At 43.1% G+C, this 14,269-nt stretch carries 21 protein-coding genes; 2 read left to right on the top strand and 19 right to left on the bottom strand.

Annotated features, from left to right (window positions below; translation table 11 throughout):
* Positions 1-257 precede the first annotated feature (257 nt).
* Together AC3WTJ_RS37430 and AC3WTJ_RS37425 are read right to left on the bottom strand one after the other, a co-directional pair.
* A complete protein-coding gene (locus AC3WTJ_RS37430; protein ID WP_090826664.1) occupies positions 258-488 on the bottom strand; it encodes a hypothetical protein in 231 nt (76 codons plus the stop codon).
* 156 nt (positions 489-644) lie between these two features.
* A complete protein-coding gene (locus AC3WTJ_RS37425; RefSeq protein WP_492526802.1) occupies positions 645-1,256 on the bottom strand; it encodes a stage II sporulation protein M in 612 nt (203 codons plus the stop codon).
* Positions 1,257-1,367: 111 nt separating this feature from the next.
* Between AC3WTJ_RS37425 and pdaB the strand changes: the two genes are divergently transcribed.
* Positions 1,368-2,150: a polysaccharide deacetylase family sporulation protein PdaB gene (gene pdaB / locus AC3WTJ_RS37420; RefSeq protein WP_492526800.1), complete on the top strand. Its 783-nt coding sequence runs from the start codon at positions 1,368-1,370 to the stop codon at positions 2,148-2,150.
* Between the two features lie 26 nt (positions 2,151-2,176).
* Here pdaB and AC3WTJ_RS37415 read toward each other — a convergent pair whose 3' ends face one another.
* Positions 2,177-2,773: a KinB-signaling pathway activation protein gene (locus AC3WTJ_RS37415; protein WP_407869830.1), complete on the bottom strand. Its 597-nt coding sequence runs from the start codon at positions 2,771-2,773 to the stop codon at positions 2,177-2,179.
* A 159-nt stretch (positions 2,774-2,932) separates the two neighbouring features.
* Between AC3WTJ_RS37415 and gerD the strand changes: the two genes are divergently transcribed.
* Positions 2,933-3,682, top strand: a complete 750-nt coding sequence (gene gerD, locus AC3WTJ_RS37410) for a spore germination lipoprotein GerD (RefSeq protein ID WP_492526797.1) — start codon at positions 2,933-2,935, stop codon at positions 3,680-3,682.
* Positions 3,683-3,729: 47 nt separating this feature from the next.
* On the opposite strand, the gene AC3WTJ_RS37405 is transcribed toward gerD, so the two are convergent.
* The 16 genes from AC3WTJ_RS37405 to AC3WTJ_RS37330 form a co-directional block, all read right to left on the bottom strand.
* Positions 3,730-4,836 (bottom strand): Mrp/NBP35 family ATP-binding protein, encoded by a 1,107-nt coding sequence (locus AC3WTJ_RS37405; protein WP_492526795.1) that lies wholly within the window; start codon positions 4,834-4,836, stop codon positions 3,730-3,732.
* Positions 4,837-4,893: 57 nt separating this feature from the next.
* On the bottom strand, positions 4,894-5,655 hold the full coding sequence (gene cwlD / locus AC3WTJ_RS37400) for an N-acetylmuramoyl-L-alanine amidase CwlD (protein ID WP_492526793.1): 762 nt from the start codon (positions 5,653-5,655) through the stop codon (positions 4,894-4,896).
* 71 nt (positions 5,656-5,726) lie between these two features.
* On the bottom strand, positions 5,727-6,899 hold the full coding sequence (gene sat / locus AC3WTJ_RS37395) for a sulfate adenylyltransferase (protein WP_492526791.1): 1,173 nt from the start codon (positions 6,897-6,899) through the stop codon (positions 5,727-5,729).
* A gap of 30 nt (positions 6,900-6,929) precedes the next feature.
* Positions 6,930-7,622, bottom strand: coding sequence for a phosphoadenylyl-sulfate reductase (locus tag AC3WTJ_RS37390; RefSeq protein WP_127457524.1), 693 nt, complete (start codon positions 7,620-7,622; stop codon positions 6,930-6,932).
* A 265-nt stretch (positions 7,623-7,887) separates the two neighbouring features.
* Positions 7,888-8,280, bottom strand: a complete 393-nt coding sequence (gene rpsI, locus AC3WTJ_RS37385; RefSeq protein ID WP_090826682.1) for a 30S ribosomal protein S9 — start codon at positions 8,278-8,280, stop codon at positions 7,888-7,890.
* 18 nt (positions 8,281-8,298) lie between these two features.
* Complete coding sequence (rplM, locus tag AC3WTJ_RS37380; protein WP_127457525.1) at positions 8,299-8,736, bottom strand: 50S ribosomal protein L13; 438 nt, start codon at positions 8,734-8,736, stop codon at positions 8,299-8,301.
* Between the two features lie 172 nt (positions 8,737-8,908).
* On the bottom strand, positions 8,909-9,670 hold the full coding sequence (gene truA, locus AC3WTJ_RS37375) for a tRNA pseudouridine(38-40) synthase TruA (RefSeq protein ID WP_492526788.1): 762 nt from the start codon (positions 9,668-9,670) through the stop codon (positions 8,909-8,911).
* 109 nt (positions 9,671-9,779) lie between these two features.
* Positions 9,780-10,145: a 50S ribosomal protein L17 gene (rplQ, locus tag AC3WTJ_RS37370; RefSeq protein ID WP_057304263.1), complete on the bottom strand. Its 366-nt coding sequence runs from the start codon at positions 10,143-10,145 to the stop codon at positions 9,780-9,782.
* Between the two features lie 24 nt (positions 10,146-10,169).
* Positions 10,170-11,114 (bottom strand): DNA-directed RNA polymerase subunit alpha, encoded by a 945-nt coding sequence (locus AC3WTJ_RS37365; RefSeq protein ID WP_029196443.1) that lies wholly within the window; start codon positions 11,112-11,114, stop codon positions 10,170-10,172.
* A gap of 126 nt (positions 11,115-11,240) precedes the next feature.
* Positions 11,241-11,636 carry a 30S ribosomal protein S11 gene (rpsK, locus tag AC3WTJ_RS37360; RefSeq protein ID WP_028557470.1) on the bottom strand — a complete coding sequence of 132 codons (396 nt, stop codon included), beginning with the start codon at positions 11,634-11,636 and terminating at the stop codon, positions 11,241-11,243.
* An 18-nt stretch (positions 11,637-11,654) separates the two neighbouring features.
* A complete protein-coding gene (gene rpsM / locus AC3WTJ_RS37355; RefSeq protein ID WP_145669519.1) occupies positions 11,655-12,023 on the bottom strand; it encodes a 30S ribosomal protein S13 in 369 nt (122 codons plus the stop codon).
* A 19-nt stretch (positions 12,024-12,042) separates the two neighbouring features.
* On the bottom strand, positions 12,043-12,156 hold the full coding sequence (gene rpmJ, locus AC3WTJ_RS37350) for a 50S ribosomal protein L36 (protein ID WP_029196444.1): 114 nt from the start codon (positions 12,154-12,156) through the stop codon (positions 12,043-12,045).
* A 107-nt stretch (positions 12,157-12,263) separates the two neighbouring features.
* Entirely contained in the window at positions 12,264-12,482 is a 219-nt protein-coding gene (gene infA, locus AC3WTJ_RS37345; RefSeq protein WP_009676800.1) for a translation initiation factor IF-1, read from the bottom strand.
* Positions 12,483-12,484: 2 nt separating this feature from the next.
* Positions 12,485-12,790 carry a KOW domain-containing RNA-binding protein gene (locus tag AC3WTJ_RS37340; protein WP_157326744.1) on the bottom strand — a complete coding sequence of 102 codons (306 nt, stop codon included), beginning with the start codon at positions 12,788-12,790 and terminating at the stop codon, positions 12,485-12,487.
* A gap of 10 nt (positions 12,791-12,800) precedes the next feature.
* Positions 12,801-13,553: a type I methionyl aminopeptidase gene (gene map, locus AC3WTJ_RS37335; protein WP_157326745.1), complete on the bottom strand. Its 753-nt coding sequence runs from the start codon at positions 13,551-13,553 to the stop codon at positions 12,801-12,803.
* Positions 13,553-14,203, bottom strand: coding sequence for an adenylate kinase (locus AC3WTJ_RS37330; RefSeq protein ID WP_127457530.1), 651 nt, complete (start codon positions 14,201-14,203; stop codon positions 13,553-13,555). Before AC3WTJ_RS37330 ends, map begins: the two co-directional genes overlap by 1 nt.
* Between the last annotated feature and the right edge of the window lie 66 nt (positions 14,204-14,269).

The raw sequence follows: 14,269 nt of genomic DNA, 5'->3' as shown, positions 1-14,269 counted from the left end.
TTACAATCTCATTTATAGTCGATTACTCGACTGTGCTTACTCACTCGTTGTTCAGTTTTCAAAGATCAATTTCTTTCCTTTATCACCACCGCTGTTTAGCGGCGACTTTTTAAATATACCACATTCGCCCGGAACATTGCAAGTCTTTTTTTAAAATAACTTTTTGAGTCATTTAAAACTAGCTTGCTTGTCCTTATTTTTCAAGGGGCGAGATATAAAGTAACACATAAGGAGAGGGTAAGTCAAGAACATACCCCCTATTTTTTTTGGGCCTGGTAGTTGCGGTTTCTTGCATATTTCGAAATTTCTTTGGGAGTCGCTAAACGAGCATACATCCTGAAGATAACTTTATATCTGGATTCTATGGCCCCTTTAATTTCTTGATCGATTCGTTTGTCGTTCAAATCAAATAACATTTCATCTAATTCTTTACGCAATACGTAATCTAACTCTCTGCATTCCCGATCATTGAACAAAAATCCGAGCATACATCCACCCAAACCCCTCTCGACTGTAGAGATTAATGGCACTAACAGTAGAGTCGAAAGAAGCGGCCAACTAAAACCCTCGTTTGCCCGCCACCCGACTGCTTTACTGTTATGCTCAGATTTTGCCATTTTTATGACAAACATCCTGAAAAATTTTTACAGATGAACCAACCAGTAGGTGAGCGTACTTTCAATGATTGCCGCCAGGAACAAAAGAACGACGATTGCAACACTAAGAGGTTTGGTTAGGGTTAGTACTTTCTTAAGTTCTGGAATAGCCGTTCTATTGGCAGCAGGAATAAATATTTGCGCTGCGCTTTTCCAGACCAACATGCCTATTTTAAGTCCATAAGCACAGGCAAGAAGTATAACTGGGATTTCGATGATGCCATGCGGAAGAATCCCTTTGAGCACAATAGCTAGAGTACTCTCATGCGTTTGCAGGGATAGAACATACCCTAATATCATGCCGTTTGCAACCAACATGAAGAGCGGCAGCACACCCAAAGGAAGCCCAAGAAAAATAATGGCCACAGATTTAACGGCATTATTCAGGAAGATAATAACGAAAAACCATATTTGCGGATTGTCTTTTTTACTGAGCGATTGACTTATCGACTTAATCCCTTCTAGCTGATCTTTCAAAAAGTGTGAAAATTGATCTGAGTTTGCCCAACCTAAATAGAAACTGACGCCAAACACTAAAACAACGACGATGAAATAGTGCTTCATTTCTTTAAAATGCTGCAATAAAGGTTTAAAAGTCATTTCTCTTTCCTCCAATTTCGGAAGCATAAGTACTGTGTACGAGCATACATTATTTATCAAAGAGTATACAAGCCTTACCCGTCGTAAGGCATAAGGAGGTACAGGCTGTAAATGAACTATTTTTTTGTACTAAATGCCAAGAAATTCAAGCAATATGTATTTATTGCTCTTGCCATCGTATTCGCAGCAGCTATTGTCTATTCGGAGCAAAGCAATGTGTCTGTTTTTTCTAATGCTGAGCCTTCGGCGATTTATAGTGTGCAGACAGAGAAAAAGGTAATTGCATTAACCTTCGATATTTCCTGGGGAGAGAAACGAGCTGAGCCCATTCTGAACATTCTTAAGGAAAAAGGGGTAAAGGACGCAACTTTCTTTCTCTCCTCGCCTTGGAGTAAAACCCACCCTGAGATCGTAGAACAAATTAAGAAAGATGGCTTCGAAATCGGCAGTCATGGTAATAAGCATGATAATTACAGCACACTTAGCGATGAAGAAATACGTAAACAAATAACGACAGCTCATGGTATATTGACGGAATTAATCGGAAAAGAGCCCAATCTAATCCGATTGCCAAATGGGGATTTCGACAAACGCGTACTCCGTATCGCTAACGATCTAGGTTATTCCGTTATTCAATGGGATACAGATTCGCAGGACTGGCTCAACAAAGGCGTGGATACGATTATAAACCGCGTTATTACTAAGGCTCATCCAGGAGACATTGTTTTGCTGCATGCCAGTGATTCCTCCCAACAAACCCATGAGGCCTTACCCGTTATTATTGATCAATTGAGATCCAAAGGTTATGAATTCGTCACGGTCAGTGAACTAATCAAACAAACTGAAGTACAAACAACCCCTGTCGAAGACAGAACGATGAAACAACTCAATTAATTTCCACAAAAAAAGAGCTAATTGAATTAGCTCTTTTTGTTATCTAATATTTTATGTAAAATCAGAATTTGCCATGCATTACAAACCAATAGTGGAGCTAACATAAACAAGCTCGAAGCAGCATTGTCTAATTTAAGCGCAGGAACGGCTTCAAGCACGGATACGGCGCACATAAAGAATAAGGTCGGGATAAAGGCGTTTCGATTCGTCATTTTGACTTTCCAGTAAGCAACTCCCAAAGAGATTATCAGTATGATCAGTGGCAGTATAGAGTAACTTAATACGGAATCATTTCCTTCAAAATTGGTCATTCTGAGATACACAAGGTCAATCAGTACGACGATGACAATCGTTAGTTGTAAAAGATCCCACACCGTCTTGGATTTAATAATCCCCGCGGCAATGAATCTGACGATCAGATAAGCGAAAAAGCCCATTTGACTTAGGACGCTAATCGTCGCTCCCCCAAGCAGCATATTTACCACATTGAAGCCTACAGCCGACAACCCCATGACAGAGAATTCTTTATCGGAAAATTGTAAAATTAGCCCGATTCCTATAGAGACAATCATTCCTAATAATAGTGTTGTCCAAAATAAATGAAACCATTTGCGAAGCGTCACGTGCATTCCCTCCATCATAGACTCTAATTGTTAATTGTACCAACGATTGAGATAAAAAGCCAATGATTTGCCCTTATAATCTATCCCTAACCACGCATACTAACATTACTTAGCTAGGGAAGGGAGCTTTTTCTCATGATAATAAGAAGGTTAAGCCCAATGATGGTCCTGCCGCTCATTACTATTGCTTTACTTCTTTCTTCGTGCGGGACTGAAAAATCATCGCAGGGTCAATCACAAGCGGGTACGTATAAAGAACAAAAGACCATGATTCTTGATATTCTAAAATCAGAAGACGGTAAAAAAGCAATCAGCGCGGCTAATCGCAGCATCATGAATGGTGATGTTGGCGCGACAGGCGTAGCTGGCCAATCTCAGATCAAACTACTCTCAGCCAACGAATCTTTGCAACTTCAAATGGCTGTCAAAGATGTTTTAACAGCAAAAGAAAATAACATGTTTCTCACAGATATGATGAAGGATCCAAAATTTGCAGGAGATTTCGCAAAAGCCATTCAAAAAGAGACAAAACAAATGTTTAAAGAATTGTTAAAAGATCCCGAATATCAAAAGTCGCTTGTTGATGTGATGAAAAATCCTGACTACGAGAAAATGATGCTCGATGTCATGAAAACGGCAGCTTACCGCCAGCAAATGATGACTGTGATGGAAGAGTCGATTCAGAGCCCTCTTTTCCGCGCGCATATGGTTGATCTACTTAAATCTGCTATTGCTCAGCAGAGCAAGCCTGATCAAATGCCTACGGCAAAAGCCGCTCAAAAGAAAGATGAAAGTGGCGGGGATAGTAAAGATAAAGGTAGTGGAGACGATAAACAAAAGGATGAAAAAAGCGACTCTGAAGATACCGATAAGAAGAAGAAAGAATCCGGTTCATCCGATTCGCAATAGGACACGAGAAAGGGCTAACGGAGAGGTTCTCCGTCAGCCCTTTTCTATTACTTTTCTAATTTGGCGATGATATTCGCGGCCACATCCAAATAGATTTGACCTGTTTTGGAGTCTTGTTTATATACCGACGGTGAATAATCAATTTCTGAAATGTGATTATCAGGAGCTCCTAGCGGAATCTGAGCTAATAGTTCACTATGTAAATCATCAGCCAGTCTAGCTCCGCCGCCTTTGCCAAAGACGTAATCCTTGCTGCCGCAATCTTTGCACTCATAGTAGGACATATTCTCAACAATTCCTAATACTTCATGGTTCGTTTGAATCGCCATTGCGCCAGCTCTAGCCGCTACGAAAGCCGCAGTTGCATGTGGCGTAGTCACGATTATTTCTTTACTTTGTGGAATTAGCTGATGTACATCAAGTGCAACATCCCCTGTGCCTGGAGGAAGATCGAGAAGGATATACTCCACATCCCCCCAGTTCACTTCGTTAAAGAAGTTCCGCAGCATCTTCCCAAGCATCGGCCCGCGCCAAATAACGGGTGCATTATCTTGAACAAAAAAGCCCATGGAAATAACTTTGACGCCGAATTTCTCTACTGGCAGAATAACATTATCAACAAGCTTAGGCTGTTCTTCAATGCCCATCATATCCGGGATGCTAAAGCCGTAAATATCCGCATCGATGATGCCTACTTTTTTTCCTTGGCGTGCTAACGCAACAGCTAGATTCACCGTTACCGTTGATTTACCTACGCCCCCTTTACCACTGGCCACAGCAATAAACTGTACCTTGGACGCTTCACCCAATATGGGCTGGTCGATAGGAGGTTGTACGGGTTTAGTGTCATTAGGCTTATCAGAAGCACTTGAGTTTGGTTTATACAGCTCTTCAATCTGATTACGCTCGTAATCTGTCATCAGTCTAAATCGAATATGAACCTGAACGGCTCCTAGTTGTTCTATAGCTTCACGAATAAAATTCTTCGCCGTTTCTTTATAAGCTTCATCTTCCGTTGCAACAATCAAACTTAGTGAGACACTTTCTTCTTTTATTAAAATATCCCGAACCAAATTCAACTCGACAACACTTTGGTTATATCGAGGCTCTTGCAGAGGTTTTAAAGCTTCTAATAGCTGCTCTTTATTTATCATAGCCACTCACCTTTATTAAGAGATCGTAATTATATTAGTGGCCTTTATTATAACACATTATGATTCAGAACCCACTTTCTCACCGGCATAAAATCTAAGAACACCCTGATAAATGGCTGCCGCGACCATTTTCTGATATTTCTCGTCAGCAAGTAGTCTTGCTTCATCCGGATTAGAAAGGAAACCTACTTCTACGAGTGCACTTGGAATTTTTAATGTTTTTAACAAATAGACCGTTTTATCTGCAGGTTTGGCGATACGATCCGTATTTTCCAAATTTCTTTTTAGTTCGAGTTGAATTAACGTAGCAAGGTTGGAGTTATTAGGATTATTCGTGTAGTAGAACGTTTGTGCCCCTTTCCATTTGGGAGAAGGAATACTGTTCAAATGAACGCTCAGGAACATATCTGCATTTTTCTCATTAATCATATCCGCGCGATTGTGGAGATCTTCTGTTTTTCTTTTACTGTACCCTTTGGTACTTGGATCTGCTAAATCTGTATCTGTTTCTCTGGTCATTACAACGAGCGCCCCTGCTTGCTGTAAGTAGTCGCGCAATTGCAAAGTAATGGCTAAATTGATATCTTTCTCAATCACACCTTCTTTGCTTGAAGCCCCGCCGTCCGGACCACCGTGCCCGGCATCCAAAGCGATGGTTTTACCCGATAATGGCAAAGTCCAGTCTGACCATGTTTTCGTCGCCGGAAGCTCATAGGCATAGATAAAGACCACGAGCGCTACCAGTAAAGTCGAAAGTGCCAGCTTGAGGCTACTGTGAAAAGTCAGCCAGACAACCAACCGCTTCTTCCTTTTACGCATAAAAAATCCACCTCTGTTCCCCATAGACTCTGTATCATCTATATGGGACAGGGTGGACAAATATACCTTACTTACACGTGATAATCCGGATCGCGAAGCCCTTCAATTAAAACTTGAGCAACCTCTTGACGAGTAAACTCCGGCGGTGGACATTGACCATCTCTAAGAAGGCCGCGTACCTTAGTACCCGAGAGGTGCATGTGATATGACTTATCATGTGGGCAGGTTTTACTAGATGCCATGTTACCGCATTTGGAGCAGAAAAAGCTGTGCTCAAAAAATAGAGGGGTGATCCCCAATTCATCTGCCGTAAACCCGCTGAAAATCTCTTGCGCCTCATACGTACCATAGTAGTCGCCTACGCCCGCGTGGTCGCGTCCTACGATGAAATGAGTGCAGCCATAGTTTCTACGCACTATTGCGTGCAGAATCGCCTCACGGGGCCCTGCATAGCGCATAGCGGCCGGATAAACGCCAAGATGCGTGCGGTTCTTTGGATAGTAGTTCTCAAGGAGAACAAGGTAGCTTTTCATCCGAACATCAGCTGAAATGTCATCGGACTTTGTTTCACCAACAAGCGGGTTGAGAAATAAAGCGTCGACGATCTCCATCGCAGATTTCTGGATGTATTCATGTGCACGATGGACCGGATTACGTGTTTGGAAACCAACAACGGTTCTCCAGCCCTTTTCCTCAAAAATACGACGTGTCTCCGATGGATCATAGTAGAACTCTTCAAACTTCTTCGGCTTAGGACGGTTCAGCATCTGGATCGGTCCACCGATATTCGTAGAGGATCGAGAAAAAAGCTTATCTACTCCTGGATGTGCCATATCATCGGTTTTAAAAACTTTAACAGCTTCATTTACTTGGTCGACTTTGTAGATACTAGTCGTTTCTAATATAGCGTAAAGTACGCCATCTTCTTCGCCGACAAGCGCAACCTGCTCACCAATGGAGATGGAAGCAGCTACGTCTGGAGGAATGGACAATGTAATAGGAATGCTCCAAACCGTCCCATCTGTTAGACGCATAGTTTCTACAACCGTATTGTAATTTGCTTCATCAAGAAAACCGATTAGAGGGGAGAACGCACCTACTGCAATAAGATCAAGGTCAGAAATGGTCCATGAGTTTACACGAATTTGTTTCAAGGAAGCCGCGACTTTGAGAAATTCTTCTCTATGCTCTGCCGGTACCAAGCGGTTGATTAATTCGCCACCATGTGGTTTGATCCTCGTCATTGACGTAGTCCCCCCATCATCCCGCCATTCTTATTTATGGAGACCGCATTCCGTTTTCTCCGTATTTGCCCAACGGCCTGCGCGTGGATCTTCTCCTTCTGCTACTTGACGTGTGCAATGCGTGCAGCCAATGCTGGGATAGTTACGATCATGCAGCGGGTTATAAATTACATTATTCTCACGAATGTAATTCCATACATCTTCTGACGTCCAATTAGCTAACGGATTGAATTTTATCAAACCAAATTTCACATCATATTCTACTTTTTTAGCATTTGCACGAGTTGGAGCTTGATCGCGGCGGATTCCAGTAATCCAAGCATCATAGTTTTTTAGAATATCTGTGAGCGGATCGACCTTACGAATGTTGCAGCATTGGTTTGCATCGCTTTTCCAAAGCTCGTCGCCAAATTTCTCAGCTTGTTCTTCAAGCGTAAGTTTCGGCAGTACTTGAACGAATTTCGTTCCGTAATGCTGCTCAAGACGATCCCGAGTTTCATAGGTTTCTGGAAAATGAACATTCGTATCCAAGTAGAAAATATCTACGTTCGGATTGATCTTTTGAAGCATATCAACAAGCACAACATCTTCCGCTCCAAAGCTACATGCAAGTGTTAAACTAGGGAACTTTTCAACAGCTAATCTCAAAACAGCTTCAGCGGGCTGATTTTCAAATTCTTCAGCGGCTTTAGTAACAAAGGCTTCTTTTTCGAAAAGATTCATTGGTACGTTACCTCCATTTTTAATTCCGAGTTATATTGTATGATTTACACTTAATTATAGCTGAGTTATTCTTCCTGTCAATGACTTATCATCATTTTGGTATTAACTTTACCTTATTTACACACTTATATATATTTAAAACGGTAAAAATGGCGCGTATTGAGAATACTTTTCAACGAAAAAGATAAAAACCTGCGTAAAGACAGAAAAAACCTCCCCAGCAAGCTGCCAGGAAGGTTTCTTTCGAGCGCCAAAGCGCAAGATCTTAACGTTTGGAGAATTGAGGAGCGCGACGAGCCGCTTTCAATCCATATTTTTTACGCTCTTTCATACGGGAATCACGTGTTAGGAATCCAGCTTTTTTCAAGGATCCACGGTATTCAGGATCAGCTTTCAACAAAGCACGGGAGATACCGTGACGGATTGCTCCAGCTTGTCCGCTGATTCCACCACCATTAGCAAGAACCAAAACGTCGTATTTACCGACAGTTTCTGTCAAAGCCAAAGGTTGTTTAACGATAAGTTTCAAAGTTTCTAGACCAAAATACTCATCTAGATCACGTTTGTTGATAATGATGCGTCCTTCACCCGGTACTAGGCGCACACGCGCTACCGAATGTTTACGACGACCCGTTCCATAATATTGAACTTGTGCCACGAAACGTTCCTCCTTATATTAACCGCGAAGATTCCAAACTTCTGGTTGTTGTGCTAGATGTGGGTGTTCTGCTCCACCGTATACTTTAAGCTTTGTTTTCAAGCTGTCGCCAAGACGATTCTTGGGAAGCATACCGTGTACAGCGAATTCGATCATACGGTCAGGTTTGCTGTTAAGCAAGTCCTGAGCGGAAGTCACTTTCAAACCACCTTGGTACAAAGAGTGACGGTAGTACATTTTGTTTTGCATTTTTTTACCAGTAAGCTTAATTTGGGAAGCATTGATAACAACTACGAAATCACCAGTATCTACGTGTGGAGTAAACTCCGGTTTGTGCTTACCGCGGATAATGCTAGCAACTTCACTTGCAAGACGGCCAAGTGTTTGGCCTGCAGCGTCAACAATGTACCATTTACGCTCTACTTCATTTGGCTTCGCCATATATGTCGTGCGCATGCTGAATCCTCCTAAAAATATATCTCAAATACATATTTATTATAGTTAACTTACATAATCGATGGATGGTTGTGGCAGCTGCGGATCAGGGGCTGTGGGATAGCCGATCACGAAACGCCAAGTTATATTTTACACGAAACCTAGTGAAGAAGCAAGAAAAGTTTCAAGTTTTTTAATACTCTACTTTCCACAACATTAACCCCATCGCTTCGGCAGTAGGCCCTGCTTCAGACCGGTTTCTGGCCTCAAGAATGCGCTGCATATCACTGCTGGGTCTCTTACCTTCGCCAATCTGGATTAACGTGCCTACAATGATCCTAACCATGTTATAAAGGAAGCCGTTCCCCGTCACAATGATCCGAATCCTTTCAACCTGACCCCCACCGGTTAACTCATCGGTTTCAAGCACCATACGAGCCTCGTAGAGGGTTCTCACCTTTACTTCCTTATCCGTTCTCACCGTGCAAAACGAAGTGAAATCATGCTCTCCTAGCAAACAAGGGAGCGCCTCACTCATGGCTTCCACGTTTAAATGCGTAGGGTGATGGTATTCATAATTGCGGTGAAAGACATCAGGGAAGCGCACCGAACGAATCGTGTAACAGTAAGTCTTGCGTTTCGCGGCTTTGCGGGAGTGAAAAGATGGGGGGACCTCCTCCGCCGTATGAGCGACGATGTCCTTGGGTAGTCTAGCGTTTAGAGCTAAACACCAACGTTCCACAGGTATCTTGGAATTCGTGGTAAAATTAATAACTTGCGCTTTGGCGTGAACACCCGCGTCAGTGCGCCCCGAGGAGGCCACTTTCACTTGCTCACCAGTCAACAGATAAACAGCCTGTTCTAACCGCTGCTGGATCGTATCCGCATTGGGTTGAATCTGAAAGCCTGAGTATGCTGTGCCATCATAGCTTATGGTAAACCGTAGATTTCTCAAGGCTTGTTCCTCCATGAGTCATCCCTTCCTACCGTATAGGTCAGGTAAAAGACTGCAAAAAAAGGGCTTCACCAGAATCTATGATTCCGTCCACCCTTTCCCATCCGTCTTATGCGCGATCTACTAGCTCTAGGTATACCATTGGTGCTGCGTCACCGCGGCGTGGTCCCAGTTTAAGGATACGCGTGTATCCACCTGGACGCTCGGAGTAACGAGTAGCCAAATCGGAGAAAAGTTTTTGAATCGCATCTTGGTTTTCGTTTGCAGCCTCTCTACGAACAAAAGCAGCAACCTGACGGCGTGCATGAAGATCTCCGCGTTTCGCAAGAGTGATTAACTTCTCAGCGATGGAACGAATTTCTTTTGCTTTTGCTTCTGTAGTTTGAATGCGTTCATGTATGAACAAATCTGTAACCAGATCACGGAACAATGCTTTACGATTACTGGAATCGCGGTTCAACTTCCTGTAGTTCATTGAATTAACCTCCTTCTGACAAGACTATTCCTCGGTACGAAGACCCAAACCAAGCTCTTCGAGCTTTTCTTGAACTTCTTCAAGCGATTTGCGACCTAAGTTCCGAACTTTCATCATGTCTTCTTCTGTTTTGGTAATTAGCTCTTGTACGGTGTTAATCCCTGCACGCTTGAGGCAGTTGTAAGAACGAACAGATAGATCCAGCTCTTCGATAGTCATCTCCAGAACTTTCTCTTTCTTATCTTCTTCTTTCTCCACCATAATCTCAGCATCTTTGGCTTCGTCCGTCAAACCGACGAACAAGTTCAGATGTTCAGTTAAGATTTTGGCGCCCAAGCTTACTGCTTCTTCTGGTCTAATACTTCCATCGGTCCACACTTCGAGGGTCAACTTATCATAGTTCGTCACTTGGCCGACGCGAGTATTCTCGATACTGTAATTTACTCGGGTAATAGGCGTGTAGATCGAATCAATTGGAATCACACCAATTGGTTGCTCTTCATGCTTATTTTTGTCCGATTGGACGTAACCGCGTCCTCTGCCCGCATGAATCCTCATGTGAAGACGCGCATCCGGAGATAAGGTTGCAATATGCAGATCCGGGTTAAGAATCTCCACATCGCTATCACCGCGAATATCTGCCGCAGTAATATTACCTTCTCCTTCTGCATCAATTTCAAGCACTTTCTCCTCATCGGAGTGAATTTTCAACGAAAGTCCTTTAAGATTAAGGATAATTTCCGTTACATCCTCAAGCACGCCAGGAATCGTTGAAAACTCATGCAAAACGCCATCGATTTGGACAGAGGTTACTGCAGCCCCGGGTAAAGAGGACAGTAAGATACGACGTAGTGAGTTACCTAATGTTGTACCATAGCCACGCTCCAAAGGCTCTATGATAAATCTTCCATAAGCGCCGTCTTCACTTAATGCTACAGTTTCGATTTTTGGCTTTTCGATTTCGATCATGAAATGTACCCTCCATTCAATACGTCGTTTCCCTCTGGATACTTCGCTTCAAAATTTCATAGTATGCCTATCCTTCAAACCATTATTCACGTTTTTAAGATAATTATACTACAAAGTAATCCTGAATTATACGCGACGACGTTTTGGAGGACGGCAGCCATTGTGAGGAACCGGAGTCACGTCTTTAATCAGGTTTACTTCAAGACCTGCTGCTTGCAAAGAGCGGATTGCTGCTTCGCGGCCAGCGCCTGGACCTTTAACCATAACTTCAACAGTTTTCAAGCCGTGCTCCATAGCTGCTTTAGCTGCTTTTTCAGCTGCCATTTGTGCCGCAAAAGGTGTACTTTTACGGGAACCTTTAAATCCAAGGTTTCCTGAAGATGCCCAGGAAATTGCGTTGCCATGAGGATCCGTGATCGTTACGATCGTATTGTTAAATGTTGAACGGATGTGTGCAACTCCGGACTCAATATTTTTACGGTCACGACGTTTCGTACGGACTACTTTTTTAGGTTTTGCCATTAGCTCTAACCCCCTTTATTATTTCTTCTTATTAGCTACTGTACGACGAGGACCTTTACGTGTACGAGCATTAGTTTTAGTACGTTGACCACGAACAGGAAGACCACGGCGGTGACGAAGACCACGGTAGGATCCGATTTCGATTAGACGTTTGATGTTCAGGGAAATCTCACGGCGAAGGTCGCCTTCTACTTTAAGGGTTTTGTCAATTACATCACGGATTTTGCTCACTTCATCTTCCGTCAGGTCGCGAACGCGAGTGCTGCCGTCAATACCTGTTGAAGCGATGATTTTCTGAGCAGTTGTAGTGCCGATACCGAAAATGTAAGTCAACGCGATTACTACTCGTTTGTCACGAGGTAAGTCAACTCCAGCTAAACGTGCCATCTACAGATTGCACCTCCTTTTAACCTTGTTTTTGTTTGTGCTTTGGATTTTCGCAAATTACCATAATGTTACCTTTACGGCGAATAACTTTGCATTTCTCGCAAATCGGTTTAACCGATGGTCTAACTTTCATTTCTAAGCCCTCCTTATCATCGTAAGCAACCATGTTGCGTTTTCTGTTAGAAAACTTGCTTCGTAAGCATACGCCTTGAGAGAGTAACTTACATGTAAGCCGATCATTTATTTAAAGCGGTAGGTTATACGGCCTCTCGTTAAATCATAAGGCGATAATTCTACGGTAACCTTGTCTCCAGGTAAAATGCGGATAAAGTGCATTCTGATTTTACCAGATACATGGGCTAGGATTTTATGACCATTTTCCAATTCAACCTTAAACATTGCATTCGGAAGAGGTTCAATCACTGTACCTTCTACTTCAATTACATCTTCTTTGGCCACAGTCATTCTCCTTTCTCTTGTGCTTCAACTTGCTTGAGTTCAACGAATTTGGCAATTGCGAAGCGCAACTTTCCATTAGTAACACGACCTGTTTCCCTAATGCTTGACTCCACTTCACTACTAATCGTTTCTTGTATTTGAAGATGATTCAGGTTCTTCTTCTTCGGCTGATCGAATTTCCGATGTACGCCGTCTGCAAGCCAGACAAAGCGATCATCGACAATACCAATCACGACCGCATATTCTCCGGGGTCTCTACCGCGAAGCACCTTTACGATTTGACCCACCTTCGGCATCAACCTATCCATTCATCATCACCTACGATCTAGGCAAGGTTAATATTTCGTAACCAGAAGCCGTTATAGCAACCGTATGTTCAAAATGAGCGCATAATGTACGATCCGCGGTGACAACAGTCCAATCGTCTTCGAGTGTTTGGACGAATCTTTCGCCAACGACCACCATGGGTTCAATGGCTAGGACCATGCCTGGTTTGAGACGGGGACCTTTGTCAGGCACACCGTAATTCGGAATTTGTGGCTCTTCGTGAAGATCCGTTCCGATACCGTGACCGACATACTCTATAACCACGGAGAAGCCTGCGTCTTCAATACAAGTTTGGATTGCATGCGACAACGTGTAGAGTCTAGCATCCGGTTTAGCTTCTGCTATGCCTCGATACAGTGATTCTTCTGTTACGGCTAACAAACGTTTGGCTGTTTCAGATATCTCACCGACAGGATACGTCCAAGCAGAATCTCCATGATAACCTTTATACTGAGCGCCAATATCAATAGAGATAATATCGCCCTCAACCAGCTTTCTTGGACCAGGAATACCATGAACTAATTCTTCGTTGACTGAAGCACAAATGCTTCCAGGAAAACCGTTATAGCCTTTGAAAGATGGAATTGCTCCCTGACTGCGAATGTAATCCTCTGCGATCTGATCAAGTTCTTTCGTTGTAATGTTCGGACGAATTGCCCTTGCCAATAAGCGGTGCGTATCTGCTACGATACGACCTGCTTCTCGCATAAGGTCTAGTTCAACCTCGGACTTACAAATGATCATTACGCTAGACCTCGTAGCAGTGAACTAATTTGTTCGGTTACCGCATGAATGTCTTGTTCCCCGTTAACCTCACGCAATAATTCCCTCTTTTGGTAGTAATCCAGCAGCGGAGCGGTTTTGTTGATATACTCATCCAAACGCGTTCCGACTTTCTCTTCCGTATCATCAGATCGTTGGTACAACTCACCTGAACACTTATCGCATACGCCATCTTGCTTTGGTGGGTTGAAGATTACATGATACGTAGCACCACAGGATTTACAAATTCTTCGGCCGGTTAGTCGTGCGAGCAAAAAGCTGCGATCAACGGATAGATTGATTACTAATTCAATCTTCTTGCCTAAGGAATCTACAATTTCAGCCAAAGCATCTGCCTGAGCAACAGTTCTCGGGAACCCGTCAAGCAGGAAACCTTTATCGCAGTCCGGTTGAGCAAGACGCTCTCTTACAATACCGTTCGTGATTTCATCAGGAACAAGAAGACCCTTATCCACATAACCTTTGGCTTCAACACCAAGTGGTGTTCCTTGGCTCATCGCCAAGCGAAACGCATCTCCAGTTGAGATATGAGGAATTTGAAATTCACTTACGATCTTTTCAGCTTGCGTACCTTTGCCTGCACCAGGAGGCCCCATAAAAATTACGTTCAACTTTAAATCCTCCCATCGCACTCGGCATTACGAACAGCACAATAGGTGCCGATGTCGCATAATTTG

The organism is Paenibacillus sp. FW101-FHT12H11 (assembly GCF_058790355.1).
This window is presented reverse-complemented; position numbering and strand designations above follow the sequence as displayed.